At 65.0% G+C, this 25,070-nt stretch carries 22 protein-coding genes; 12 read left to right on the plus strand and 10 right to left on the minus strand.

From position 1 onward, the window contains the following. Positions 1-893 precede the first annotated feature (893 nt). Complete coding sequence (locus tag LXM55_RS17540; protein ID WP_233321495.1) at positions 894-1,106, plus strand: hypothetical protein; 213 nt, start codon at positions 894-896, stop codon at positions 1,104-1,106. Between the two features lie 71 nt (positions 1,107-1,177). On the opposite strand, the gene LXM55_RS17545 is transcribed toward LXM55_RS17540, so the two are convergent. Next, positions 1,178-1,702 (minus strand): GNAT family N-acetyltransferase, encoded by a 525-nt coding sequence (locus LXM55_RS17545; protein ID WP_233321496.1) that lies wholly within the window; start codon positions 1,700-1,702, stop codon positions 1,178-1,180. Between the two features lie 201 nt (positions 1,703-1,903). Here LXM55_RS17545 and LXM55_RS17550 point away from each other — a divergent pair, with 201 nt between their 5' ends. After that, positions 1,904-2,824: a hypothetical protein gene (locus LXM55_RS17550; protein WP_233321497.1), complete on the plus strand. Its 921-nt coding sequence runs from the start codon at positions 1,904-1,906 to the stop codon at positions 2,822-2,824. Positions 2,825-2,965: 141 nt separating this feature from the next. Here LXM55_RS17550 and LXM55_RS17555 read toward each other — a convergent pair whose 3' ends face one another. Further along, positions 2,966-3,883 (minus strand): LysR family transcriptional regulator, encoded by a 918-nt coding sequence (locus tag LXM55_RS17555; protein ID WP_233321498.1) that lies wholly within the window; start codon positions 3,881-3,883, stop codon positions 2,966-2,968. Positions 3,884-3,978: 95 nt separating this feature from the next. On the opposite strand from LXM55_RS17555, the gene LXM55_RS17560 reads away from it, so the two are divergent. The 3 genes from LXM55_RS17560 to LXM55_RS17570 all read left to right on the plus strand — a co-directional run bounded on the left by LXM55_RS17560 (position 3,979) and on the right by LXM55_RS17570 (position 7,370). Further along, complete coding sequence (locus LXM55_RS17560; RefSeq protein ID WP_233321499.1) at positions 3,979-5,205, plus strand: MFS transporter; 1,227 nt, start codon at positions 3,979-3,981, stop codon at positions 5,203-5,205. A 2-nt stretch (positions 5,206-5,207) separates the two neighbouring features. After that, positions 5,208-6,032, plus strand: coding sequence for a hypothetical protein (locus LXM55_RS17565; protein ID WP_233321500.1), 825 nt, complete (start codon positions 5,208-5,210; stop codon positions 6,030-6,032). A 102-nt stretch (positions 6,033-6,134) separates the two neighbouring features. Further along, positions 6,135-7,370 carry an MFS transporter gene (locus tag LXM55_RS17570; RefSeq protein WP_233321501.1) on the plus strand — a complete coding sequence of 412 codons (1,236 nt, stop codon included), beginning with the start codon at positions 6,135-6,137 and terminating at the stop codon, positions 7,368-7,370. A 79-nt stretch (positions 7,371-7,449) separates the two neighbouring features. Here the strand turns inward: LXM55_RS17570 and LXM55_RS17575 are convergent, their stop codons facing one another. Beyond that, positions 7,450-8,379, minus strand: coding sequence for a LysR substrate-binding domain-containing protein (locus LXM55_RS17575; protein ID WP_233321502.1), 930 nt, complete (start codon positions 8,377-8,379; stop codon positions 7,450-7,452). Positions 8,380-8,545: 166 nt separating this feature from the next. Between LXM55_RS17575 and LXM55_RS17580 the strand changes: the two genes are divergently transcribed. The 7 genes from LXM55_RS17580 to LXM55_RS17610 all read left to right on the plus strand — a co-directional run bounded on the left by LXM55_RS17580 (position 8,546) and on the right by LXM55_RS17610 (position 18,700). Further along, a complete protein-coding gene (locus LXM55_RS17580) occupies positions 8,546-9,775 on the plus strand; it encodes a pyridoxal phosphate-dependent aminotransferase (protein WP_233321503.1) in 1,230 nt (409 codons plus the stop codon). A gap of 123 nt (positions 9,776-9,898) precedes the next feature. Then, positions 9,899-10,729 (plus strand): hypothetical protein, encoded by an 831-nt coding sequence (locus LXM55_RS17585; RefSeq protein WP_233321504.1) that lies wholly within the window; start codon positions 9,899-9,901, stop codon positions 10,727-10,729. 87 nt (positions 10,730-10,816) lie between these two features. Further along, positions 10,817-12,202: a class II fumarate hydratase gene (gene fumC / locus LXM55_RS17590; protein ID WP_233321505.1), complete on the plus strand. Its 1,386-nt coding sequence runs from the start codon at positions 10,817-10,819 to the stop codon at positions 12,200-12,202. Positions 12,203-12,244: 42 nt separating this feature from the next. Then, entirely contained in the window at positions 12,245-13,135 is an 891-nt protein-coding gene (gene aepX, locus LXM55_RS17595) for a phosphoenolpyruvate mutase (protein ID WP_233321506.1), read from the plus strand. A 524-nt stretch (positions 13,136-13,659) separates the two neighbouring features. After that, complete coding sequence (locus tag LXM55_RS17600; protein WP_233321507.1) at positions 13,660-14,271, plus strand: TetR/AcrR family transcriptional regulator; 612 nt, start codon at positions 13,660-13,662, stop codon at positions 14,269-14,271. A gap of 125 nt (positions 14,272-14,396) precedes the next feature. Then, positions 14,397-15,605, plus strand: coding sequence for an efflux RND transporter periplasmic adaptor subunit (locus LXM55_RS17605; protein WP_233321508.1), 1,209 nt, complete (start codon positions 14,397-14,399; stop codon positions 15,603-15,605). Continuing rightward, on the plus strand, positions 15,602-18,700 hold the full coding sequence (locus LXM55_RS17610; RefSeq protein ID WP_233321509.1) for an efflux RND transporter permease subunit: 3,099 nt from the start codon (positions 15,602-15,604) through the stop codon (positions 18,698-18,700). The genes LXM55_RS17605 and LXM55_RS17610 overlap by 4 nt, the downstream gene beginning before the upstream one ends. Before the next feature lie 90 nt (positions 18,701-18,790). Here LXM55_RS17610 and LXM55_RS17615 read toward each other — a convergent pair whose 3' ends face one another. The 7 genes from LXM55_RS17615 to LXM55_RS17645 form a co-directional block, all read right to left on the minus strand. Continuing rightward, complete coding sequence (locus tag LXM55_RS17615; RefSeq protein WP_233321510.1) at positions 18,791-19,591, minus strand: helix-turn-helix transcriptional regulator; 801 nt, start codon at positions 19,589-19,591, stop codon at positions 18,791-18,793. 181 nt (positions 19,592-19,772) lie between these two features. Next, positions 19,773-20,528, minus strand: a complete 756-nt coding sequence (locus LXM55_RS17620; protein ID WP_233321511.1) for a helix-turn-helix transcriptional regulator — start codon at positions 20,526-20,528, stop codon at positions 19,773-19,775. Positions 20,529-20,754: 226 nt separating this feature from the next. Next, positions 20,755-21,168 (minus strand): VOC family protein, encoded by a 414-nt coding sequence (locus tag LXM55_RS17625; RefSeq protein WP_233321512.1) that lies wholly within the window; start codon positions 21,166-21,168, stop codon positions 20,755-20,757. A gap of 197 nt (positions 21,169-21,365) precedes the next feature. After that, complete coding sequence (locus tag LXM55_RS17630; RefSeq protein ID WP_233321513.1) at positions 21,366-22,832, minus strand: GDL motif peptide-associated radical SAM/SPASM maturase; 1,467 nt, start codon at positions 22,830-22,832, stop codon at positions 21,366-21,368. A gap of 129 nt (positions 22,833-22,961) precedes the next feature. Then, complete coding sequence (locus LXM55_RS17635; RefSeq protein ID WP_233321514.1) at positions 22,962-23,567, minus strand: DUF1842 domain-containing protein; 606 nt, start codon at positions 23,565-23,567, stop codon at positions 22,962-22,964. 51 nt (positions 23,568-23,618) lie between these two features. Beyond that, a complete protein-coding gene (locus LXM55_RS17640; protein WP_233321515.1) occupies positions 23,619-24,254 on the minus strand; it encodes a DUF1842 domain-containing protein in 636 nt (211 codons plus the stop codon). 36 nt (positions 24,255-24,290) lie between these two features. Beyond that, positions 24,291-24,479: a DUF1843 domain-containing protein gene (locus LXM55_RS17645; RefSeq protein WP_233321516.1), complete on the minus strand. Its 189-nt coding sequence runs from the start codon at positions 24,477-24,479 to the stop codon at positions 24,291-24,293. Positions 24,480-25,070 lie beyond the last annotated feature (591 nt).

Below are 25,070 nucleotides of genomic sequence, written 5' to 3' on the forward strand. Positions count from 1 at the left end.
ATTGAAACACTAAGGCGGGCCGCCACATTACTTTGAAACCTGACTTGAAGTCGTCTGAGGCTGTGCTGAAAAGCTCTTCCCATACGTGGCTCTTGGCAAAGCAGAAGCCATTTGTAATGATTTTATTTTCCAGTAATATTAAAAGACGGTAAGTGTCTTTTGAGATAAGTGCCTACTGAAGTTTGCTGTTCGGTTGAAAAGAAAATCCTGTGTTCCCTGGGTTTATGTAGTGTTTAAAAATTTGAGAATTATTGGTGTTGCTAATGTTGTGGGTCTTGTTTAATTGGGAAGATTGGGAGTCTTTCGTGATGGTTTATCCAATTTCAGCTGTTTGTTTGGGTTGGGACGCTTATCACAATCTTGATCGTTCATTTTCGTGGTTATATTCCAATGTTTTGGGCCAACGTCTTGGCGGGTGGGATTGCGGGTGGGGTGGCTATGCAGGTTTGTATGATGACTGCGCCTTTATAAGGATTACCGTGAGAACGTTCGGTAGTCGGAAGTTCAGGAACGTTTACAGCGACAACGGGAGTCATCAGATGTTGATGTGCGTCCTGTCGAATTGGCAGGCGGGGTAGCTGGGTTGGAGTCAGTGAAAGTCTTTATGGTACTGATTTTATACTGGGCAGATTCTAAATGATTCCGAGAGAGTTTTCGGCGGTCAGCTATATAAATAGCTCTTGCAGGTTCAATAAGTATCGTAGGCTGTTGACAGTAAATTACTGTAAGCGATTCTGATAAATGTCTTGGATAAGTTTCAGGTTGTTCAGGAAATCGATAAAGAAAAATTATCAAGTGTGTCTCGCGAAAGTTTGTTTTTTTACACTTAGATTTTATCTCCAATCAAATTTAACCCTGTCTACCCCCCCATAAGCCTTGTCGACGAGCAGCGTTTGTCGACCCCATTGCGCAACCTGCAGACATTCAGCGGCAAGCCTGAAGCGCTGACGACGATCAAGCCCAAGCTAGGTTATGCCGCGGGGGTGGAAGTAACTGCCCCAAAAACGCTTCCGGAGAGCGTCAGCGCCGATATGAGCGCACCCATCGTCGCGAAAGGCCTCGGTGCCTTGAACATCACATCGATCGATTCCCTGACTGACGCGTAGCGCCAGACGCTGATCCCCATCATTTTAGGCAAATGAGCTTGTCTTTTCGGCGTGACGGCGAGGCGCAGCGTTCAGAAGGTGGCTCGCTCAACTTTATAAAAGAGCTTTTCTTGCGTGCCTCCATTCAGCGGCGTTGTCGATTTGTGCGAGAGTTGCCCACCGATTTTTTCCATGGCCCGCTGTGAGCGGATATTTTGCCCCGAAACATGGAACCAGACGGTATCCACCCACTGGAAGGCGTGTTCGAGCATCAGTTGTTTGAGTTCTTTGTTGGCGCTGCCTCCCCATTTCTCGCGAGAGAGAAAGGTGTAGCCGATGGCAACTTCACGTTTTTCTTCGTTGAACTCGTAGTAGCGGGAGCTACCGACGATCTTGCCGCTGTGACGATCGATCACGATCAGTACGCTTTTCGCCGTCAGGGCGTCGTTGAACCATTGGCGAAATACCGGTTCCTGATAGCGCGTTGTGCTCTGGTGCTGCGCCCAGATCAACGGGTCGGATGCAACACGGTACAGGGCTTCGAAGTCTCCGGCGGCCAATGGGCGCAGCTCGAGTGACTGGCTAACGAGTGACGCAGCGAGGGGGAGTGTGTGCATCGTTGGTCTCCGGAGGGCAAGGCGTCGAATGATTGCGCGAAGCTCGGCAGATGAGCAAGATGCCCCGCGCGTCTGATGGGCGAGGCCCTTGGCAGGCGCACTTCGATCTGGAGAGCGCTGTGGCCCATCTCGGTTCAACGCAAGGCACTACACGGCAAGAGCGCAAGCGCTCTGATCACATCAATGGATGGCGGCGCGACCATGAAACACCTCATTACTCTGTTGGCATGCACACTTTCACTGGCTTCGTCCGTGTGGGCGGAGGGCAAGCGGGTCTTGCCGGCCAGCGCGCAAGTCGAGGGCGGTTATCTCTCGTCGCAGTTGTTGCTAAAGCCCTGTGTGGATGTGGCGGCTCTGGGCTTCGGCGCGGATGACAGTGTGCACCAAGAGGCCGCGGTCGCACGCAAGGCCTTGCCGGCAGGGACTTGTGAGGATGCGGTGCTGGTGGAAAAGCTGTTCAAGGCGCGCTTTCTGCAGTACGGCTCGATTGCCCTGGTGGACGCCCCGTGGACGCTGGCGCAAAGGATCGAGCGCCAAAACCGCGCCATCAGTCGTTGTCAGGACCGCCAGTGCCTCACCCGTGAGCTGGACACGGTGATTGCCCAGCTGTCGCCGGTGTATTTCGGCGCCAGCCGGGCGTGGCCCCGGGGCAAGGGGTTGTGCGCGACCGAGGCGCTGGCGATGCCCGCGAACAAGGCCTTGGCCGTCCTGGGGGCCGGCCCCGGCCAGCAGGTCACCGCTGAGTGCGGCGAGGAGGGGGTGATTGCTTCCAGCTGCCGTGGCCCGCATGGCCGGTTGCTGTTCTTGAGCTGTGGCATGAGCGGCAACCAGGTCAATGCGAGCCAATGGCTTTACCGTGTCGGCAAGGCACAACCCGAGCCGTTGTTCGCGGTCGCTGATGGCCCGCTGGGAGTGCTGGAGAGCTCCTGCAATGGCATGCCCGACTTGATGACCAGTGCGCGGGTCAGTGCCGGGGAGCACAGCGACACCTTCTATCGCTACGACGGCAAGGCCTATCAGCAGGTGTATTCCTACATCAGCACCTTCGTTGGCACCGACGCCAACGGCAATGACCTGTCGATTGCCCAGGCGGGCACGCGGGTTTCGGTCGATTGTCGCTAGGGGCTGATTGCTCACGCGGCGCGGCAAGGACCAAGATTGGCCTGCCTGCGCCGACCTCACGGCTGCCAACTTGATCAATGCCCGCAGCACTGCAGCCAGGCTGGGATGCTCCTGGCCGGGCTGGGGCTGGGCGTGTTCTGACTAGAGCCCGGCGCCGCCGGGTTGCGCCCGCAGCAGTTCATCGAGCACTCCGAGGAAGGCTTCCACCAACGGGCTGCGTCCTTGCCTGCGCGTCAGCACCAGCAGTTGCGCGGTGGCGCTGGGGTCCGCCAGGGGCCGATAGGTCACGCCCTTTTTCGCCAGGGTCTGGGTACAGCGGGGCACCAGGGCAATGCCCCGGCCGGCGGCGACCAGGGCGATGATCGAGGTGATCTGTCGGCCGCTGGGGCCCGGGCGCAGCGGCAGGCCGTTGCGCCGGTAGAGTTGTTCGATGGCGTCGTTGAGCCCCGAGCCGTAGTCGGCGGGAAACTGAATCAACGGATGCTCGCTGAGCTCGGCCAGGGTCACCTGCGCCTGGGCGGCCAGGGGGCTGTCGCTGGAAATCGCCGCCACCAGCGGCTCATCCCCCAGGGACAAGGCCTGGATGTCGCTCTGCTCGCTCGGCGGTTGCATGCGGCTCATGCCGATGTCGATGCGCCCATCGACAATCTGTGACCACTGGCTGACCGAGGCACCTTCCACCAAGGTCAATTGCACGTCCGCAAAGCGCTGGGCGAAGGCCTGGATCGCCTGGCTGAACAGGTCCGACAGGGCGATGGAGCTGGCGTAGCCCAGGGACAGTTGCCCGGCGCAGCCTGCGGCCAGCTTGCCGGCCATGACCTGGGCCAGCTCCACTTGCTCCAGCACCGCGCGAGCGTAGGGCAGGAAGTGCTGGCCCTGGGCGGTGAGGGTCACGGTACGGCTGGTGCGGTCGAACAGGCGAAAGCCCAGTTCGGTTTCCAGGGCTGAAATCTGCCGGGTCAGTGGCGGTTGCGCCAAGTGCAGGCGCAGGGCGGCGCGGCCGAAGTGCAGCTCTTCGGCCACGGTCAGAAAATAACGCAACCTGCGTAGATCGAGCATCCTGTTCCCTGGGTATTGATCGGTCGGAAATCGGTATTGGTCTTGGCTTGGCGGCGTATTTTATAAAGGCCTTTCGTCATAAAACGAGAGGTTTCATGAATTCGCGTCAGCATTGTGCTCGCATCGCCCTGTTTTTGTGTGGTTGTGCGGCATTTCTCAACTTGTATGCGACCCAGGGCATTCTCCAGGAACTGGCCCAGAGCTTTCAGGTGAGCATTCGCGAAGCCGGCTGGAGCATTACCGTCACCACCCTGGCGGTGGCACTCACTGCGCCTTTCGTCAGCCGTTTCACCGGGCGTTTCGCCCAGCGCCGGGTGATTGTGGTGGCCGCGCTGTTGCTGGCGCTGCCGGCGGTGCTGGCGGCCTATGCCGGCAGTTTTACCCAGTTGCTGGTCTGGCGCCTGGTGGAGGGGATGCTGATCCCGGTGGTGTTCGCCACCAGCGTGGCCTACATCGGCGACCGCTGGAGCGGTGGCACCGTCACTGAAGTCACCAGCCTGTATGTCGCCGGCACCGTGCTGGGCGGGTTCGCCGGGCGCTTCATCACCGGCTTCATGACCGAATACGTGGGCTGGCGCGAAGCCTTTGCCTTGCTCGCGGGCCTGAGCCTGCTGATTGGCGTGGCGATTCATTGCCTGTTGCCGGCCAATCCTCCCCTGCAGGCCCCCCGTGCCACCGGGCATCTGAGTGCCCTGCGCGAGTTGTGCCGGCGGCCCTTGCTGGCCGCTTACGGCGTGGGGTTCTGCGTGCTGTTCTCGCAGGTGGCGACCTTTACCTACGCCGGGCTCTACCTGAGCCAGGCCCCCTTCGACCTGGGCGCCGCCGCCCTGGGGGCGATCTATAGCGTGTTCCTGCTGGCCCTGGTGGTGATTCCCATCGCCGGCCGCCTGAGCAAATCGCGGCCCCAGGCCCAATTGCTGGTGGCTGCGGCGCTGCTCGGGGTCTGCGGCTCGGCCCTGACCTTGTTGCCGTCGCTGTGGCTGATCGTGCTGGGCCTGGCCTTGAGCTCCACCGGGGTGTTCCTGGCCCAGGCCGCCGCCAACTCCTTCACCACCGCCACTGCCCGCCACAACAAGGCCGGCGCCGTGGGCCTGTACCTGACCTGCTACTACCTGGGCGGCAGCTTCGGCGCCGTGGCCCCGGCCCTGCTCTGGAGCCGCTGGGGCTGGCAGGGCTGCGTGGCGTTGATCGTGCTGTTCCAACTGCTGTCGTTGCTGATTGCCTGGGGCGGCTGGAAGCCCCTCAACCCTGAAACCCCGGTCGCAGCCCGCGCACCGTCCAACCCGATAGATTCATCATCCAACAAGGAATACGTGAGGTGACCATGAATAACGTACTGACCCGGCAGAGCCAGTTGCTGAAGATTGTCGAACCTGTGTTGAACGACATGCCGGCCAGTGTCTTGAAGCATGCGCTGTTCGAAGCGTTCTGGAGCGAAGAGGGCGCCCTGGTGGACATCGAGAATGCCTTCGAGAAACTCACCTCGCGTCGCCACGAACCGGCGGTGCTGCGCAAGTTCTTCGCCAGCTGGTCGAAGACCAACAATTCCGCCACCAGTGTTTCCGGCCTGGCCAACCGCATCACCCTGCTGGCCCGTTCCGAGCAGGGTTCGGAAGCCGCCGAGGGCCTGTACCGGGCTTGCGGCAGCCTGCAGCGGATTACCGATGAAGACCTCGGCGCCCTGGGCAATACCCTGCATTCGGATCTGTTCTACAACATGGCCACGCCGATCTGCGGCGATGACCAGTGGTTGCTGAAGGAGAATTGCCTGCCCTCGGCCCAGGCCTTCAAGGACTGGACGGATTTTCGCCGTCTGCGTGACCGCGACCTGTTGCAAGGGCTGCTGACCACCTTGATCCACGAGGTCTACACCCATGGCGAAGTGGAGTTCATCCACCCGCTGTACAAGCAATGGTTCGTCCGTGACATGGGGGTTCCGACCGAGAAGGCGCGGACCACCGTGGCCTGGGTCACGGTGCACACCGGCGGCACCGAGAGCAATCACTTCGCCCATGCGGTGGCTGCGGTCAACGAGTTCGTTGAGGCCATGCAGGTGCGGGTCGACCCGCAGACCGCGCGGGAAATCTTTGCCGAATACCTGCAGCGCAAGGCGCGGGTGATGCGCGACTGCGCCCAGCTGTTGCGTTGACGCCCCAGGCCCGGCCCCGGCAACGGGGCTTGTGGCCGCGCCGGGCTCGCCTATCCTGTTGCGGGTTCATCCTTTCCTTTCATTTTGCAGCCTGTCTCGACGATGAATGATCTGAAACACCCTGTCTCCCCGGAGGCATTGCCGGCGTCCGATGTGTCGGTGCGTCGCCGCTCCCTGGTGGCCGGTTGCGGCGCCCATGCGGTGCACGACGGCCTGACGGACGTGATCTACGTTCTGCTGCCGATCTGGCAGTCGCAGTTCGCCATGAGCTACGCCCAGATCGGTCTGTTGCGCGGTGCCTACTCCGGCATGATGGCCGGCTTCCAGTTGCTCGCCAGCCGCGCGGCCAAGCGCTGGGGGCGCGAGCGCCTGTTGGTGGGCGGCACGGCCCTGGCCGGGGTGGCTTACCTGCTGGCGGGGCAGGCGACGGGGCTTGGGGTGTTGCTCCTCGCGCTGCTGCTCGGGGGGCTGGGCGCCAGTACCCAGCACCCGCTGGCGTCTTCGATGATCACCGACACCCACGAGGCCGGTGGCGGGGTCAAGGAGGCCCTGTCGCAGTACAACTTCGCCGGAGACATCGGCAAGACCCTGATTCCCGGGCTGGTGGGGCTGCTGCTGACCCTGATCAGCTGGCGCGCCAGCGTGACCCTGATCGGCCTGCTGGGGGTGGGCGCCGCGCTGGCGTTGTGGTGGCTGATCCCGTCCCGGGCGGTAACCCTGGCCATGCAGGAAAAGGCGCCGAAGACGGTCAAGGGCCAGGGTTCGGTCGGCGGCCTGCGGGCGCTGATCGTCACCGGCACCCTGGACAGTGCGGTGCGCATGGGCTTTCTGACGTTCCTGCCGTTCCTGCTCAAGGCCAAGGGCGCCGGCACCGCCGGGATCGGCCTGGCCCTGACCCTGCTGTTTGTCGGCGGCGCCTTCGGCAAGCTGCTGTGCGGCTACCTCGGCGCGCGCATTGGCATGATGAAGACGGTTTGGATCACCGAATTCACCACGGCCAGCCTGATCGTGCTGGCGGTGTTCCTGCCCTATGGCGCCTTGATGGTGATGCTGCCGCTCCTGGGGCTGGCCCTGAACGGCACCTCGTCGGTGCTCTACGGCGCGGTGCCGGACCTGGCGGGGGCGGGCAAGCGCGAGCAGGCGTTCTCGCTGTTCTACACCGGCACCATCGGTGGCGGGGCGCTGGCCCCGGTGCTGTTCGGCAGCCTTGGCGACGTCACCGGGATTCCCCTGGCGGTGATGGCCCTGGCCGCGACCCTGCTGTTGACCCTGCCACTGTCCTGGTATGTGCAGCGCGGCCTGGACGCCGATGCTCGGTCCCTGGCAAGCCCGGGCTGATAGTCCTGGCCAGGCTTCCAGATGCAGGCCCGCAGCTGTGCGCCCGGGCCTGCTGCCTGTTGGCGGCCAAGTTGCGCCGCTAGCCGTGCAGGCGTCGCTCAAGCGCCGCATCGGGTGCCGGCGTCGCCAGGCGCTTGGCCAGTTCGACGAATCGCTCCAGGCAGCGTGAATCCAGGGGTTCACGCCAGCTGACGGTCTGCTCCAGCACATAGGGCTCGGCCAGTGGCACATAGACCACCCCGGGGCGCTGCAGCGTCGCCGTGTAATCGGGAACGATGGCCACCCCGCGCTCCGCCGCCACCAGGGACACCAGGGTGGTCATCTGCGTGGCCGTCGGCCCCAGGCGCGGGATGATCGCGCTGTGGGCGCAGAGCTCCTCCAGCGCGCTGTTCAGCGCCGAGCCGTAGGTGCGGGGAAAGGTCACGAACGGCTCGCCCGCCAGCTCGGCAAAGCCCAGGCTGCTTCTGCCGGCGAAGGCGCTGCGCGACGGCACCGCCACCACCAGCGAATCGCGTGAACTCACCAGCGACTGCAAACCGTGCGCCGGCAATTTCGGCGCGCCCCAGCCAAAGCCGATATCCAGGCTGCCATCGATCAGCTGCTGGCGCTGGCTGGCGGTGGACACCTCGCGAAACGCCAGCTCCACCTCCGGCAGGCTGCGGCTGGTGTTGCGGATCATCTCGGAGAAGGCGTTGGACAGCGGAATCGAGCTGGCATAGCCGATGACGATGCGGCCGATGGCGCCGTGGGCGAGTTTGCGCGCCGTGGCCTCGGCCTCGCCGACGGCGCTCAGCACTCCCCGAGCCTGCTGCAGAAACAGCTCGCCCTCCGGGGTCAGGCACACGGTGCGGGTCGAGCGTTCGAACAGGCGGATTCCCAGGCGGGCCTCCAGGGCGGCGATATGCCGGGTCAGTGGCGGCTGGGCGATCCGCAGGCGCAGGGCGGCGCGGCCGAAGTGCAGCTCATCGGCAACGGTGACGAAATAACGCAGACGGCGAAGTTCGAGCATTTCTTGTTTTTCCAGTATCAATCACGACGCAAACAGTATTGGCCGGTATTTCCGACTGTCATCAGAATGTAAGACGACCCGCCTAGAGCCGCTTTCCAGGTTGCCGGGGCAACATGGGCAGAGGCTCGGGGCACTCTGTTTTCCGAACGATTTCGCAGGTACAAAAATGACAAACAGCGAAGCCACGGCAGTGCGTTTTTCCTTGTCCAACCGGGCACTGGGCCTGAGCGCTCCAGGCACCTCGAGCATGCGCAGCAAAGCCAATGCACTGAAGGAAAGCGGGATCAAGGTCATCAACTTCGCCGCCGGGGAGTTGTCGTTCGACGCCTGTGAGGACATGCGCGCCGGGGCCATCGAAGCCATTGCCAATGCGCGCAACCGCTACACCCCGCCGATCGGCCTGCCGGCCCTGCGCGAGAAGCTTGCGCAACGGGTCAGCCAGCGCACCGGGGTGGCGTTCGCCGCCCACGAGGTGGCGGTCACCGCCGGGGCCAAGCAGGCGCTGTACAACGCCTGCATGGTGCTGCTCAACCCCGGCGACGAGGTGATAGTGCCAACCCCGTACTGGGAAACCTTTCCGACCCAGATTCGCCTGGCGGGCGCCACCCCGGTGTGCGTCGAGACCCGCGCCGACCGCTACCGGCTGACGGTCGAAGCGGTGCGGGGAGCGCTCACCGAGCGCACCCGGATGATCGTCATCAATACCCCCAACAACCCCACCGGCACGGTCTATGAGCGCGAGCAACTGCTGGCGATCGCGCAACTGGCCCAGGAACGGCAGCTGTGGGTGATGTTCGACGAGTGCTATCGCGGCCTGGTGCGCGAGCCCCATGAACACCACAACATCCTCGCGCTGTTCCCCGCGCTGAAGGCGCAGACGGTACTGATCGACTCTTTCTCCAAGAGCCAGGCGGTGACCGGCTGGCGAGTCGGCTATGCCTGTGCCCCGGCGCCGGTGATCGCCGCCATGCACAACCTGCAGGGGCACACCACCTCCAACCCCAGCAGCCTGTCGCAGTACGCCGCGCTCAATACCCTGAGCGCCGATTCGTCGCACTTCGCCGCCCTGGTCAACCCGTTCCTGCAACGCCAGTTGCACGCCGCGCGCACCTACCTGGACCGCCTGGAAGGGGTGACCTATGCGCCACCGGAAGGCGCGTTCTACCTGTACATCGATGTCTCTTCCAAGCTGGGCGGCTACTACCAGGGGCAAGCGGTACGGGATGTGGATCACCTCGCCGACCTGCTGCTGAGCGAGGCGCACATCGCCGTGGTGCCCGGCTCCGGCTGCGGCGACCCGAACTGCCTGCGGATTTCCTATGCCGTGGAATATGAAGAGCTGATCGAGGGGCTGACCCGTTTCGCCCAGTTCATCTCGGCGATCGTCATCGACTGACACCGTTGCAGAAAACCCAATCCCCCGGGGGGATCGAGCCTGTTCCCGAGCCGTTGCCGTGGTTCGGGCCGGCGTCGCTCATCTTGTTGTCCGTGCAGTGAAGAATAATTACAGGAGAGAAACATGGAGAGTTCCCGCAAGGCGTTCATCGGCTACGTGCACCAGGCGCTGGTGGATGTCGAGGACCGGAATCTGGTGGAGGCGCTGCTGAGCGGCTTCGAAAACCACCCCGACAAACTGGACGGCTACTGCCTGACCTACCAGCGCATGACCTCGCGCCGCTGGTCCGAGGATTCGCTGTGCACGTTCTTCTGCGGCTGGCGCAGCCCCGACGGCGCGGCCCATGCGGTGTCGAGCATCATCGTGCGGCTGCTGCAGGAATCCGCGGAGCTGCCCGGCGACGACAACAAGCTCAAGCTGCTGGCGGCCGCCCGGCATTGCGGCGAGATCATCGTCGAAGACGTCGGCCTCGGTGAAATGCACGGCCATCCCCACCATTCCAAGCTCTACCACCGCATGGCCTCGGCGATCTGCGGCTCGGACAACTGGCGCTTGCAGGACAAGTACCTGAACCCGATCACCAAGGAATTCTCCACCTGGGTCGGGGAGAAGCGTCCGCTGGCGCCGAACCTGGTGGAAGCCCTGGAAATGATGGCCCTGACCGAACTGTTCAACACCGGCGAGTACAACCTGATGACGCCGCTGTGGAAGAACTGGCTGCGCGAGTCCTGCGGCTACCCGACGGGGGAGGCCAACCGCATCGCCGGTTTCCTCAGCGTCCACTGCGGCGCCGTCGAGGCACGGCACTTCCGCCACGCCACCGACGCCCTGCGGCTCTACACCGAGGCCACCGGCCAGCAGATCAACTACCGGCGCATTGCCGCGCTGTCCGACGAATACGTGATGCGGGCCTGCGCGCACCTGGAAAAAATGGCCTCCGTCCTCAAGGAGTAGGGCGCCCGTGCCCCACGCCGGGCAGCGCGCCTGCCCGGCAACCCCGACCTGATTGCGCTTTGCGCCCACTACTGGAGCACCTTGAACATGCGTCTCGAATCCGACTCGATGGGGTCCATCGCCGTACCGTCCAACCGCTACTGGGGCGCTCAGACCGAGCGTTCCATCCACAACTTCCCCATTGGCCGCGCGCGCTTCCAGTGGGGGGCGCCGATGATCCGCTCCCTGGGCATCCTGAAAAAGGCCGCGGCCCTGGCCAACCTCAAGCTTGGCGAGCTGCCGGAAGCCGTCGCGCTGCCGATCGTCAAGGCCGCCGATGAAGTGATCAGCGGGCAGCTGGATGAACACTTCCCGCTGGTGGTGTTCCAGACCGGCTCCGGCACCCAGTCCAACATGAATGCCAACGAAGTGATCGCCAACCGGGCCATCGAGATGCTCGGTGGCGAACTGGGCAGCAAGCAACCGATCCACCCCAACGACCATGTCAACCGTGGCCAGTCATCCAACGACACCTTCCCCACGGCGATGTACATGGTGGTGGTGGCGGAGATCTTCGAGACCCTGATGCCGGGCGTGTCCACCCTGCGTGACACGCTGTTCGACAAGGCCGAGCAGTACCGCGATGTGGTCAAGGTCGGGCGCACCCACCTGCAGGACGCCACCCCGATCACCCTGGGCCAGGAAATCGGCGGCTGGGTCGAGCAGATCGACTACGCGCTGATGGCCATCCAGCAGAACATGAGCGGCCTCTACGACCTGGCCATCGGCGGCACGGCGGTGGGCACCGGGCTCAACTCCCATCCGCAGTTCGGCGACGAATGCGCGAAGGTCATCGCCGAGCTCACCGGCTACCCGTTCAAGTCGTGCGCCAACAAGTTCTTCGCCCTGTCGGCGCACGACGCGCTGGTCAACACCTCGGCGGCGATCCGCACCCTGGCCATGGCCCTGATGAAGATCGCCAACGATGTGCGCTGGCTGGCCAGCGGCCCGCGCTGTGGCATCGGCGAGATCGACATTCCCGAGAACGAACCGGGTTCCTCGATCATGCCGGGCAAGGTCAACCCGACCCAGTGCGAGGCGCTGACCATGGTCTGCACCCAGGTCTTCGGCAACGACGCCAGCGTGGCCTTCGCCGGTAGCCAGGGCAACTTCCAGCTCAACGTCTACAAGCCGGTGATGGTGCACAACGTGCTGGAGAGCATCACCTTGCTGGCCGAGTCGTGCCTGGCCTTCAACGACCATTGCGCGGTGGGCATCGAGCCGAACCGGGCGCGCATCGAGGCCAACATCGAGAAGAACCTGATGCTGGTGACCGCCCTCAACCGGCACATCGGCTACGACAAGGCCGCGATCATCGCCAAGACCGCCCACCACGAGGGCAAGTCGCTGCGCGAGGTCGCCGTGCAACTGGGCTATGTCTCGGCCGCGGATTTCGACCGCTACGTGGTGGCCCTGGACATGACCCATCCCTGAGCGAACCCGCTGTTCCACAACCACAAGAGGCGCGTGAATCCCATGCAGGAAGCAGATATTCGCCGAACCAACCTGAGCCAGTTGCTGCGCCGTAAGCGCTGCCTGAGGGTGCTTGAGGCCCACAGCCCGATCTCCGCGCTGCTGGCGGAGCAATCCAGGCTGGAGCGGGGCGCCGGGCCGAGCCTGGTGTATGACGCCATCTGGTCCAGCTCCCTGACCGACTCGACCCACAAGGGCTTGCCGGACATCGAGATCCTCTCGCCGAGCAACCGCTTGCACGGCATCCGCGAGATTTTCGATGTGTGTTCGCTGCCGATGATTTTCGACGGCGACACCGGCGGCAAGGCCGAGCATTTCGCGATCCACGTGAAGATGCTCGACCGGGCCGGGGTGTCGGCGGTGGTGATCGAGGACAAGTGCGGGCTGAAGAAGAACTCGTTGTTCGGCAACGCGGTGAGCCAGCTTCAGGACTCCATCGAGGAGTTCTGCGAAAAGATCCGCGTGGGCTGTGCCAGTCGCAGCCACGAGGACCTGCTGATCATCGCCCGTTGTGAAAGCCTGATCCTCGACAAGGGCATGGACGACGCCATCGAGCGCTGCCTGGCCTATGTCGCCGCCGGCGCCGACGGGATCATGATTCACAGCCGCAAGAAGGACGGCCTGGAGATCCTCGAGTTCGCCCGGCTGTTCCGCCGCCATTGCCCGCGGGTGCCGCTGATCTGCGTGCCCACCAGCTACGCCCACTTGAGTTTCGACGAGCTGGAGGGCGCCGGCTTCAACGCGGTGATCTACGCCAACCACATGTTGCGCAGTGCCTACATGGCCATGCGCGACGTGGCGGTGGGCATTCTTGAACACGGCCGGACCCTGGAGGTGGAGCCGCGCTGCCTGGGGATCGATGAGATCCTCGACCTGGTTCCGGGTACCCGCTAACCGATATTGGCGGGTACGGTCTTCCGCGTTCTTGGGAAAAGCTTGTTTTATCCAGGGCCATCTAGAGATTAAGGATGATCATGAATAAGAATTTTCTTACATACGTTCCCCGGACCGATGCTTAGAATTGCCCCCGTTCGCCCGGCCAGGTATCACAGTGAACTGCTGAATGGCGGTGCCTGGTCAGGGCGGGCTGCAACATCGCGGCACCCGCCCGCCCGGCCCATGTTCTGCCTACTGCCCTTGGCTGGCCGGGTTGGCCCTATCCTCAGCCTGTCCCCCCCCACGCCTGCACAGCTCCCGGCATCCGCCACGCTGCCCTTCGTTTCCTGATGCATTCCTGCACTATTTTTCACATAGATTTACAGCTCCCGGAAAACCCTCGCGCTAGCCTGTGACCGCTGCATGTACCGGCAGTGGGACGCTCTGGCGGTTCTGCGCCGTGAGCCGACTGCGGCTCAATACTAGATCGATCAGTCAGTCTATGAATCGCGCCGGCAAGGCCTGTGGCGCCAGGGTGGGCAATGAGAACGGTAGACCCCTACAAGATGGAAGCCCGGCGCCAGCAGATCCTCGGCGCGGCGCTGACCTGCTTCGCCCAGTACGGCTTCCACGGCACCCGTACCGCGCAGATCTGCGCGGCCGCCGGCATGAGCCCGGGCAACCTGTTCCACTACTTTCCCAGCAAGGCGGCGATCATCGCGGCGATCGCCGAGGAAGACTGCAAGGCCATGACGCGCCTGTTTTCCGAGCGGGACGGGGCCGAGGATGCCCTGGGCGCCATCGAGGACATCGCCCTGGCGATGATGCAGGCTTCCAGCGACCCGCTGCAGGCGCGGATCAGTATCGAGGTGGCGGCCGAAGCCACCCGCAACCCGCAGATGGGGGCGCTGTTTGCCGCCAACGAAGCGCGGGTCAAGGCCGACCTGGCGGCCTTGCTCCAGCGCGGCATGGCCGCCGGGCAGATCGACCCGCAGCTGGACCCGGACATGGCCGCGGTGTGGCTGCTGGCGCTGACTGAAGGCGCCATTGCCCGGGTGGTAATGGACGCGGATTTCCAGGCCCGGGCGCACCAACCGCTGCTGCGCTTGATCATTCGCCGCTTCCTGCGTCCCCAGCAGCCCGAACCCGGCTGACTGCCGCCCTGCGACGGCTCTGTCGGCCGTTGCCCAGCTTGCGTCATGGCGTCTCGGGCCGGTTGCCGGCTCCGGGGCAGCGTGCCCGTCTTTCGGGCGCAGATGAACCTTCGAGTAGCCGATACATGAACCTGATCGCCTCCACCCCCGAGCAACGTCGCGCCCAGCGCTTGCGGCGCCTGGCCAAACACACGCCCAGGCTGTTGCTGGTCGCGCTACTGACCCTGGGGGGCGCGCTGCTGGCCCTGTGGTTGCCGCAGACCCAGCTGTCACCGAGCCACAGCCAGGAGCCACCCGCGCTGACCGTCAGCAGCGTGCTGGCCCGGCCCGGCAACGTCGGGCAACGCATCTTTATCAGCGGCACCCTGGTGCCGCAGGAAGAGATTGCCGTCGGCACCGCCCTGCAGGACCAGCGGCTGGCCTCGATCCGCGTGGAGGAGGGCGACCGGGTCAGTGCCGGGCAGGTCCTCGCCGAGCTGGAAACCACCACCCTGGATGCCCAGGTGCGCCAGGCCGAGGCCGCGCTCGACCGGGCGACGGCGTTGATCCGCCAGCAGCAGGCGTTGAGCGTCGAGGCCCGGACCAGCCACCAGCGCCTGGAACAACTGGGCGGCATCGGTGCCGCCAGCGCTCAGCAAGTTGACCAGCAACGGGCTCAGGCCCGCGTCACCCAGGCCGCCCTGGCGGCGGCCCGGGCCGAGCAGGCCCAGGCCCGGGCGCAACTGGCGGACGCCCGGGCGCAACGCCAGAAAGCCACGTTGCGGGCCCCGGTGGCCGGCGTGGTGTCCGAACGGCATGCCCGGGTTGGCGCCCTCAGCGGCTCCGAGCCCTTGTTCCGGCTGATCCGCGATAACCGCCTGGAGCTGGACGGCGAGGTGACTGAAAGCGCCTTGCGCGCCCTGCAGGTCGGCACCCGGGTGGCGGTCCAGGTGGCAGGGTTGGCGACCCCGGTGCAAGGCCAGGTGCGCCTGCTGGCGGCGAAAGTCGACCCCGCGAGCCGTCGCGGTCGGGTGCGCATCACCCTGGCGGCCGAGCCCGAGCTGCGCGCCGGCAGTTTTGCCACCAGCAGCCTCGAACTGCCGGCCCAGGGCCTGAGCCTGGTGCTGCCGCAGCGCGCCCTGACCTTCGCCAGTGACGAACAGGCCACGGTGGTGGTGCTGGACCCGGAGGGCAAGGCCAGCCTGCGGCAGATCCGCGTCGGCCGGCGTGACGGCAGCCAGGTCGAGGTGCTGTCCGGGCTGGTGGAGGGCGAGCGGGTAGTGGCCCGGGCCTCGGCCTTCGTGCGTGACGGCGACCAGGTCCGGCCGGCCGAAGACGAGGCGCTGGAACCATGAGCCTGCGCCTGTCCTCCTGGGCGATCCGCCGCCCGATTCCGACCCTGGTGCTGTTCCTGGTGCTCAGTGTGGGCGGCTGGTTGTCCTTCCTGCAGTTGCCGATCAACGCCAACCCGCGGGTCGAGTTCCCGGTGATCACCGTGCTGGTGTCCCAGGTCGGCGCGGCGCCTACCGAACTCGAACACTCGGTGACCCTGCGGGTCGAACGCGCGGTGTCCGGCCTGGCCGGCATCCGTCATATCACCTCCACGGTGGCCGACGGGATCTCGGTGACCACCGTGGAGTTCCAGCTCGGTATCGACCCCGGGCGCGCCGCCAACGACATTCGCGACGCCATCGCGCTGATCCGCGCCGACCTGCCGCAGACCATCGAGGAACCGATGATCACCCGCATCGACGTCGAGGGCGGGGCGATCCTCAACTACGCGGTGAAGGGCAGCGCGCGAAGCCTGGTGGAGCTTTCCTGGTTCGTCGACGACCAGCTCAGCCGCGAACTGCTGGCGGTGCCCGGGGTGCAGAAAGTGCAGCGCCTGGGCGGTGTCGAGCGTGAGGTCAAGGTCGAGCTCATGGCCGAGCGCCTGCAGGCCCTGGGCCTCACCGCCGAACAGGTCAATGGCCAACTGGTGCAGAGCAATATCAACGTGCCTGGCGGGCGGACCCGGCTGGGCCACAGCGAACAGTCGATCCGCACCCTGGGCAGCGCACTGACGGTGGAGGCCCTGAGCGAGACCCCGATTGCCCTGGGCGAGGGGCGCTGGGCGCGCCTGGGGGAGCTGGCCCGGGTGCATGACGGCGCCAGCCAGGCCCGTTCCCAGGCGCGTCTGGACGGCGAGGAAGTGGTGGGGTTCGCGGTGTTTCGCGCCAAGGGTTCCAGCGACACCCGGGTGGCGGCCGGCGTCGAGGCGGTCATCCAGCGCCTGCAGCAACAGCACCCGGACCTGGAGATCCGCCAGATCTCGTCCTCGGTGGACTACACCCTGGCCAGTTACGACGCGGCGATCATGACCCTGGTCGAAGGCACGCTGCTGACCGTGCTGGTGGTCCTGGTGTTCCTCAGAAGCTGGCGCGCCACCCTGGTGGCGGCCATCGCCCTGCCGCTGTCGATCCTGCCGACCTTCGCCATCATGGCCGGGTTCGGCTATTCGCTGAACAGCATCACCCTGCTGGCCCTGACCCTGGTGATCGGCATCCTGGTGGACGATGCCATCGTCGAGATCGAGAACATCGAACGCCATCTGGACCAGGGCAAGCGCCCCTACCAGGCGGCCATCGATGCCAGCGACGCCATCGGCTTTGCCGTGGTGGCAATCACCGCGACCCTGGTCGCGGTGTTCCTGCCGGTGAGTTTCATCGGCGGTTTCGTCGGCCAGTACTTCACCCCGTTCGGCATCACCGTTTCGGCGGCGGTGCTGGCCTCGCTGCTGGTGGCGCGGCTGGTGACGCCGCTGATGGCCGCCTACCTGCTCAAGCCCAAGGCCCCGGGCGCTGGCCACGGGCAACCGGCGGTGGCCCCCGGCGGCCTGCTGGGGCGCTACCTGAAACTGCTGGAATGGGCGTTGCGGCACCGGCGCCAGAGCCTGGGGCTGGCCGGGCTGTTCCTCGTCGGCTCGTTCGCCCTGGTGCCGCTCTTGCCTTCGGGCTTCATGCCGGTGAATGACCTCAGCCTGTCGCGTATCGACGTCTCCCTGCCGCCCGGCACGCCCTTGGCGCGGACCGACAAGGTGCTGGCCGACATGGCCCGGCAGATTCGCCAGCGGCCCGAAGTGCTCTCGGTGTTCGTCACCGCCGGCGGCGAGGATGCCTCCGGGGCCACGGATGTGGCCACCGGTCAACTGCTGGTGCGATTGCTCCCGGCGGACCAGCGCGCGCTCAGCCAGAAGGCCTTCGAACAGTCCCTGCGGCCGCTGCTCAACGGCTTTGCCGACCTGCGCTACGCCTTTCGTGGCGAAACCGCGGCGCGGGATATCTCGATCATCCTGGTGGGGCCCGACGGGCCGGCGTTGAGCCGCGCCGCGCATGCCGTGCAACGCGACATGCGGGCGATTCAGGGCATCGCCAACGTCCAGGTCAACGAGCCGCTGCCGCGTCCGGAACTGCTGATCCAGCCACGGGTGGACGAAGCGGCCCGGGCCGGGGTCAGTGCCCAGGCCATCGGCAGCGTGGCGCGGATCGCCACCGTGGGCGAAATCAACGCCAGTTCGGCGCGCTTCAATTTCCATGACCGCCAGGTGCCGATCCGGGTGCTGCTGCCGGCCATCGAGCAGGGCGACCTGAATGCCCTGAGCAACCTCGGCGTCAGCACCGACAGGGGGACGGTGCTGCCCCTCAGCGCGGTGGCCGATATCGGCTATGGCAGCGGGCCGGCGCGGATCGAGCGCTTCGCCCGCTTGCGCCGGGTGTCGGTGGATGCCGACCTGTCCGGGATCACGCTGGGCGCGGCCCTGGAAGCCATCGGCCAGTCGTCGGCGCTGCAGCAGTTGCCGGACGGCGTGCGCAGTGTCGAATACGGCGATGCCGAGTACATGAACGAGATGTTCGACGCCTTCGGCGTGGCCATGGGGCTGGGCATCATGATGGTGTTCGCGGTGCTGGTGCTGCTGTTTCGCGACTTCCTGCAACCCTTGACCATCCTCACCGCGCTGCCGTTGTCCGTCGGCGGGGCGATTGGCGGCCTGTTGCTGTATGGCGCCGCCATCGACATGCCGGTGGTCATCGGCCTGCTGATGCTGATGGGCATCGTCACCAAGAACTCGATCCTGATGGTGGAGTTCACCCTCGAGAAGCGCCGCCTCGGCATGCCCCGGCACCAGGCGCTGATCCAGTCGGGGGCCGAGCGCGCCCGGCCGATCATCATGACCACCATCGCCATGGTCGCGGGGATGGTCCCGGCGGTGCTCAGCAGCGGCGCCGATGCCGGGTTCCGTGCGCCGATGGCGGTGGCGGTGATCGGTGGGCTGATCACCTCGACCCTGTTGAGCCTGGTGCTGGTGCCGGTGGTCTTCAGTTGCATGGATGACCTGAACCGCTGGCTGGCGCCGCGCCTGGCGCGCCTGACCTCGGTCACCGCGCAGGACCGCGCCGAGGCGCGGCCATGAGCCGCGGCGGGGCGTGCTACTGCGCAGCGGCCATCCGAGGAAGGGCGGTGTGACCTGCGAGAGGAACCTGCTGGCCCGGCACCAGCGGCGTCAGGCGCCCACCATCCACTTGGCCAGCCCGTGGCGGCCGCTGACCCCGAGCTTGGCGGCGGCACGCTTGAGGTAGGTTTCCACGGAGCTGTTCTTGACGCTCAGGCGCTGGGCCATTTCCGGCACGGTGCCGCCGGTCAGCAGGCCCAGGCACACCTCTTTTTCCCGGGCCGAGAGGCTGATGTCGCCCAGCGACAGGCGTTCGTCGAACTCCCGTTGCAGCGGTGTCTGCGAGTGTGCGTCGTGGGGCCGCGTGCTCCAGCTGCGCAGTTGCCGCAAGGCCTGTTGCCGATGCAACTGGGCATGCCGCTCCAGCAGCGGCAGCAGGGTTGCCGAGAGGCTCTTGAGAAACGACAGCTCGGCCAGGGAAAAGACGCCCAGGGCGGGTTCGCGGTAGAGGGCGATGACGCAGCGACGGTTGGCTTTGCGCGAGACCAGATGGCATTGGTGCGAGGTAGTGCGCGAATACCCGCCTTGCGCCTGGGCATTCATCTGAATCAGCAGCGAGTCGTCCATTTCCAGCATCTTGTGCAGCAGCGGGTCCTGGCGTCGTGGAGGTTCCGGCAGCGGCAGGTCTTCCTGCAGCCCGGCGCGCCCCAGCAGGGTGATTTCCAGGGAACTGGCCTGGCATTCGTCGAGGGTCCACTCACTGAGCACCAGTTGGGTCACCGGCACCCATTTGTCCACCAGTTGCAGCATGTCCCGGGCGAACCGGGAGTGACCGCTGCTGGAGATCAATTGCCCCAGTTCGCAGTAGAACTGTGGGGGCTCCATGTTGGCGATACTGCTGGTCAGGCCCATATCCTTATCATCCTTGATCGAGACAAAACGCTGAACGAAGCGCGATTGCCACGGCGGGCCGTGGCTGATTTCCGACGAACCTGTTGCGGTTCCCGGCGTTTGATTTAAGCCCGAGTGTCCACGGCCCGTCTGTAGGGGAAAACCGGGACACAAAGGCCGGGCCAGAGCCTCGGGTGGCGAGTCAGGCTTGAGTGCAATACATCCAGCGCAACAGCGAGTGGCGGCCACTGATCCCCAGCTTGATGGCGGCGCGCTTCAAGTAGCTCTCGACCGTGTTGACCTTCAGCTTGAGCTGCTCGGCCAACTGCGGCGCGGTGCGCCCGGCCAGCAGCCCGACACAGACTTCCAGCTCGCGGTTGGACAGGCGCAGCCCGGATTGCTCCAGGCGCTCGGCAAAACGCAGGCGCAGGGTCGCCAGGCCCTCGATGGCGGCGCCGTCCTGCTCGGCGCTGTCGCCCCGGGGCTGCAAGGCGCTGATGTGTTTTTCCACCATCGGCAGCAGCAGCGTCGAGATGTCCTCCAGCAGCAGGCGCTCCTGGGGGGAAAAACTCTGCGCCTGGCTGCTGCGGTACACCGAAAGCACGTAGTGGTACGAGTCCTTGTGGCCAGTCAGGTGCAACTGTGCCGGATTCGCCTGGCCGCGCTGGCGCTGGCGCAGCGGGCCCTCGACCGGGTGGCCGGGCTGCTCGGGAAAGCCGGCGCACAGCAGCGGATCGTTGCTGGCGTGAGCATCGCTGTACAACGGGTGGCGGGTCAGCATCAGGGGCTTGCCGGTCCTGCCGGTGGCCGCTTCCGGGTCGGCCCGCAGCTGGGTGATATGGGTGGCGTCCACCGCCAGCTGGGTGAGAATCAGGTCGTGCAGCATGCGCGGGAAGCTGCGGCTGCCGGTGCTGGCAATGACCTTGCCAATGTGTGGAAACAGTACTTGTGCGTTCATCATTTCATCCATGAATGTGAAGGTGTGCCGAGGCTGCTTCATAGCAACGAGTTGGGGTAACGGTTGATTTACCTCCTTTTTTTCTGCCGAGTGACGAAGGGTCGCCTCGTATCCTAGTACAGGGCGCTGGCCGCTGTTTGACCAAGTGCGCAAAATATTTCACACCAGGCGCGGCAGTGGGGTGCTGCGTGGCACAGCACCCGGGGGCAACTCGCAGTGGGCCGGGCTATTGGCTCTTCTCGCAGTTGACCATCCATGGCACGCCAAAACGGTCCACCAGCATGCCGAAGCGCTCGGCCCAGAAGGTCGTTTCCAGGGGCATCTGCACGTTGCCCTGTTCGGCCAGGGCGGCGAACACCCGTTCGGCTTCGGCGGCGGTGTCGATGTTCAATGAGATCGAACAGCCGTGGATGCCCAGGTAGGGCAGCTCCGGGGTGGTGTCCGAGCCCATCAGCACCTGGTCGCCGACACTCAGGCGGGTGTGCATGATGCGTTCGTGACAGTCGGCGCTGATGTGCTCGCGGGCCGGGCTTTCACCGAAGGTCATCATGATTTCCAGGGTGCCGTTCAGGCATTGGGCATAGAAGGTGAAGGCGGCCTTGCAGTTGCCGTTGAACACCAGGTAGGGATTGATTTTCATGCTCTGCTCCATTCGCAGGTCGCGCGCGGGCCTGAGCCCGCAGGGCGTCGGCAGGCGCTCGGGCCTGTGGACGAACTTCCATAGCAAAGCCGTTATCCGCCTTGCCTGGAGGTTTTTTTATAGATGGTTTTTCCATGCTTGGCAGGGCCGCTATAACCGCCGCCGCGCCGGGGGCGGGCGCGGCGGGGCGGTTGGGGTTACAGGCGCGGTTGCTCCTGGGGCATGCCCAGCAGCTGGTGCAGGGTGTTGATCAGCGCCTGCTGGCGCAGCCGGTCTTCCTGGTGCCGGGCCTCGGCGGCGGCGACATCGGCGTGGCAGTGCGGGCAGGTGCTTTCATGGGCGTGGATGTACTCCAGGCAACTGCGGCACAGGGCCAGGCGCGGCGCAATCCGTCCTTCCTCGGGCGAGGCCTGGCCCTGGTTGACCCACGCCAGCTTGATCACCTGGCCGCTGTCGCTGACGCTGGACACCGCCTCGCCGGTGTCGATGCGCTCGGTGATCAGGTCGAAGCGGCCCACCGAGAAGGACGCGGGCCCGGCGTCCTCCAGCTTGACGATGCGTTCGCGCAGGCCTTTTTTCTGCAGGTCCAGGGTCCGGTAGTGGCAGTAGGGGTTGTTCCCCGGCTTGCCCAGCAGCGAGTGTGACGTCCAGGTGCAGCCGCCGCGACAGACGTCGTTGTAATAGCAGGTACGGCAGTAGCCCCACAGGTCGTCCACCGAGCGCAGGCGGCCGAAATGCATGCCTTCGCTGTAGTGCCAGATGTCGTGCAGGCTCATGTTGCGCACGTTGCCGCCAGAGAAACCGACGGTGGCCAGCGACGGGCAGCCCTTGACCGTGCCATCGGCTTCCAGGGCCAGCACCGTCTGCCCGGCGGCGCAACCGCTCCAGTGCACGCGGTCGTCGCCAAAACCGCGCCACATGTGCTCGTAGGGGCCGTAGTAGCCGATGTTGTTGCCGACGTTCATCAGCAGCCCGCGCTCGGCGCCTTCGCGGTACAGCCGGGCCAGCAGCGGCATGACGTCCAGCAATTGATAGGGCTGCAACAGCAGCTCGGGGTGATCGACGGCGTTGCCCATGGCCACCGTCAGCTGGATCTGCCAGTGGCTGGCGCCGGCGTCGATGATCAGCTCCATCAGGGCGGGCAGGTCGGGCAGCGTGGCAGCGCCGATCTGCGTGTTGACGCTGACCTTGAGCCCGGCCTGCTTGGCCCGGCGCAGGGTGTCCAGGGCCTTGTCGAACGAGCCGGGGACGTTGCGCACCGCATCATGCAGCGGGGCCAGGCCGTCCAGCGATACGCCGACGCCATTGAGCCCGGCATCCACCGCAGCCTGCATCTTGGCCGGGGTCAGGTTGCGTCCGCCGGTCTGGATCGCCACGTACATGCCGTGGTCGTGGATGGCCTGGATCAGCCGCGTCCAGTCCTTGCGCAAATAGGCTTCGCCGCCGATCAGGGTGACTTCCCGGGTGCCCAGGGCGGCGATCGAATCGATCACCGACAGGCATTCCTGGGTGTTCAGCTCGCCAGGGCGCCGGTGCCCGGCGCGGGAGCCGCAATGCAGGCACTTGAGGTCGCAGGCGAGGGTGATTTCCCAGACCACGTGCACCGGGACAAAGCGCTTGAGGTCGGTTTCGCTGAGGTAGCGGGCGGGGAGACGGTCTGACATGAAAGATCCTTGCGCACCCAGCGGTGCGCGGCACCAACCCATCGAAATAGGCGCGCCTTCCTGGTGTTGCCATGGCGCGGTCGGTTTGCCGCCGCACCCGGGGCCGCGGCGAGCGACCCCGGGTGGTGGTCAGCGGTGTTCCAGGCGGTTGATTTCCGCCTGCAGCTGCTGCACCGCCTGGCTCAGGTTGTCACTGTTGGCCAGTTGCTGCTCGCCCTGGGCCACCAAGGCCTTGAGCCGCGCCAGATCGCCGCTGCTCTGGGCTTCCTGCAGCGCCACTGCGTACAGCGGATGCGGATGCAGGTACGGCGGGTTGGCCTGGGGCGCCCGTTCGCTGTACTTCTGGTCCACCGGTGCCTGGCTCACGGCGGCGTGTTGCACCACGTGCCAATGGCCCTGGTACTGGTACTTGTAGCTGGCAAAGCCGCTGGCCCAATCGAGGCCGAGGATGCCCTGCAACTGGAAGGTCTCGGCGATCTGGCTGGTGGGGCCGCTGGGGTTGCCCGCCAGGCTGAGGATGATATGGCCCTCGCTGGACGGGTCGAGCTTGACCTGGGAGTAGTCGCCCCAGACATCGGCGCGGAACTGCACCGGTGGCGAGGTGCTCTGGGTCACGCGGGCGACGCCGCTGACGCGTTTCTTCGGGGTATCGACCAGCAGGTCGAGGGTCAGCACCGGCCCACCGATCACAGGGTTGGCGACGATGAGGCGGGTATGGAACAGTCCGATTGTCATGCTGCAACTCCTTATCTTGATAAAGACATCAGGTTCGATGGACGGCCGGGCTCAGCGCCGTTCCTGCTTGTTGATCTCGGCCTTGGCGGCCACCAGGGCGGTGCGGATCAGCGGCAACTGCTCCAGCTGCTGGGTGGCCGCCTTGTGCAGGCTCTTCATCTGCGCCAGGTCGCCACTGGCGATGGCGCCATGGATCGGTGCTGCGTACAGCGCCGCGCTGGTGACATGCAGCCGGTTGTGCTGGCCCTGATGCTCGGGCGTCGACAGCGTGCTCGATTGCACGGTTTCCTGCAGGTGGGCCGGCACCTGGTTCACCGTCACCCAGCTGTGGCCGTTGTAGTACTGGTAGTTGGCGATGCCTTCCTTCCAGTCGTCGCTGACCACCAGGTGCAGCTTGAAGGTGATGATCGAATTCGACCCGGGGCCGCCCTGATTGCCCTGGGCGGTGATGAGAATCTTGCTGGCGCTGGGCGGCATGACGGTGAGGTAGGTGTACTGGCCCCAGACATCGCTGTGCAGGTCCAGAGGCGGGTTGACCGCCTGGGTGATCGTCGAGCTGCCGCGTACGGTGAGCTCTGGGGTGTAGACCAGCAGGTTGAGGATCAGGGAAGGCGCACCGGGTTGCGAAGTGCCGATGCGATAGCTCAGGGGGAACAGGCCTTCGGCTTGCGATTGGGTAGCGGACATTTGTTTTGCCTCCATTCAATGACAGGGGAACCGCGATCAGTGGCGTTCCAGGCGGGCGACTTCCTTGGCCAGCTGTTCGTAGGCGTTGTGCAGGTCCTTGGGCTCGTTTTTGCCCGGATCGCGCTTGGCCAGCAGGGCTTTCATCTCAGGCAGCTTGCCTGCGGAGATTGCCGATTGGATTGCTACTCCGTAGGGGGGGATCACATGTGGGGATGCATTGCTCATGGCGTTTGCCTTCCGTGGGTGTGGGTGTGGGGTGCTGCGGTACTCGGCAGCTTTTGCAGTTAAGCAGCGCGGGTGGATTTGGCGGGGTAATGGCACATTGATTTTGTGGGTTTCCGACAGGTGGATTCACGAAGGTAAGGGGTTGATTTTGGGGACATTCCAAAGGGCGATATGCAGGGGGGGAGGTGATTGCGGATGGCGATAGAGGGGGTGGAGTACATATCCGTTGCTGCGGGTGTGGCCGCTGGCGGTTTCGCCTTTGTGGCGAGTTTGACGGGGTACATATCCGTTGCTGCGGTCACGGCCACTGGCGGTTTCGCCCTTACGGCGAGTCCCTTTTGTCAAACGACACAAAAGGAACCAAAAAGTCTTGCCCCTCCATACGGCCCCTCGCTGGGGCTCGGGGTGCCCGAGCTCCGGCATTGCTCCGGGGGCCGCCGCCACAGGCCATCCATGGCCTGATGGCGGCTAGCTCGGCATCCATGCCGAGCTGCCTCCTACGCAACGCCTGCGCTCGGCCTGCTGGGAAGGGGCAGGTAGATCAAGATCAAAAGCCAAAGCAAAGCCAGAGCCAGAGCCAGAGCCAGAGTG

This window comes from Pseudomonas sp. Au-Pse12 (genome assembly GCF_021341665.1).
Taxonomy (GTDB): domain Bacteria; phylum Pseudomonadota; class Gammaproteobacteria; order Pseudomonadales; family Pseudomonadaceae; genus Aquipseudomonas.

Coding starts and splice junctions, on each gene's coding strand:
- fumC (WP_233321505.1), top strand. CDS start 10,817: ATGCGTCTCGAATCCGACTCGATGGGGTCCATCGCCGTACCGTCCAAC.
- LXM55_RS17560 (WP_233321499.1), top strand. CDS start 3,979: ATGAATTCGCGTCAGCATTGTGCTCGCATCGCCCTGTTTTTGTGTGGT.
- LXM55_RS17550 (WP_233321497.1), top strand. CDS start 1,904: ATGAAACACCTCATTACTCTGTTGGCATGCACACTTTCACTGGCTTCG.
- LXM55_RS17635 (WP_233321514.1), bottom strand. CDS start 23,567: ATGACAATCGGACTGTTCCATACCCGCCTCATCGTCGCCAACCCTGTG.
- LXM55_RS17605 (WP_233321508.1), top strand. CDS start 14,397: ATGAACCTGATCGCCTCCACCCCCGAGCAACGTCGCGCCCAGCGCTTG.
- LXM55_RS17575 (WP_233321502.1), bottom strand. CDS start 8,379: ATGCTCGAACTTCGCCGTCTGCGTTATTTCGTCACCGTTGCCGATGAG.
- LXM55_RS17545 (WP_233321496.1), bottom strand. CDS start 1,702: ATGCACACACTCCCCCTCGCTGCGTCACTCGTTAGCCAGTCACTCGAG.
- LXM55_RS17565 (WP_233321500.1), top strand. CDS start 5,208: ATGAATAACGTACTGACCCGGCAGAGCCAGTTGCTGAAGATTGTCGAA.
- LXM55_RS17580 (WP_233321503.1), top strand. CDS start 8,546: ATGACAAACAGCGAAGCCACGGCAGTGCGTTTTTCCTTGTCCAACCGG.
- LXM55_RS17585 (WP_233321504.1), top strand. CDS start 9,899: ATGGAGAGTTCCCGCAAGGCGTTCATCGGCTACGTGCACCAGGCGCTG.
- aepX (WP_233321506.1), top strand. CDS start 12,245: ATGCAGGAAGCAGATATTCGCCGAACCAACCTGAGCCAGTTGCTGCGC.
- LXM55_RS17620 (WP_233321511.1), bottom strand. CDS start 20,528: ATGAACGCACAAGTACTGTTTCCACACATTGGCAAGGTCATTGCCAGC.
- LXM55_RS17610 (WP_233321509.1), top strand. CDS start 15,602: ATGAGCCTGCGCCTGTCCTCCTGGGCGATCCGCCGCCCGATTCCGACC.
- LXM55_RS17615 (WP_233321510.1), bottom strand. CDS start 19,591: ATGGGCCTGACCAGCAGTATCGCCAACATGGAGCCCCCACAGTTCTAC.
- LXM55_RS17625 (WP_233321512.1), bottom strand. CDS start 21,168: ATGAAAATCAATCCCTACCTGGTGTTCAACGGCAACTGCAAGGCCGCC.
- LXM55_RS17555 (WP_233321498.1), bottom strand. CDS start 3,883: ATGCTCGATCTACGCAGGTTGCGTTATTTTCTGACCGTGGCCGAAGAG.
- LXM55_RS17630 (WP_233321513.1), bottom strand. CDS start 22,832: ATGTCAGACCGTCTCCCCGCCCGCTACCTCAGCGAAACCGACCTCAAG.
- LXM55_RS17600 (WP_233321507.1), top strand. CDS start 13,660: ATGAGAACGGTAGACCCCTACAAGATGGAAGCCCGGCGCCAGCAGATC.
- LXM55_RS17645 (WP_233321516.1), bottom strand. CDS start 24,479: ATGAGCAATGCATCCCCACATGTGATCCCCCCCTACGGAGTAGCAATC.
- LXM55_RS17640 (WP_233321515.1), bottom strand. CDS start 24,254: ATGTCCGCTACCCAATCGCAAGCCGAAGGCCTGTTCCCCCTGAGCTAT.
- LXM55_RS17570 (WP_233321501.1), top strand. CDS start 6,135: ATGAATGATCTGAAACACCCTGTCTCCCCGGAGGCATTGCCGGCGTCC.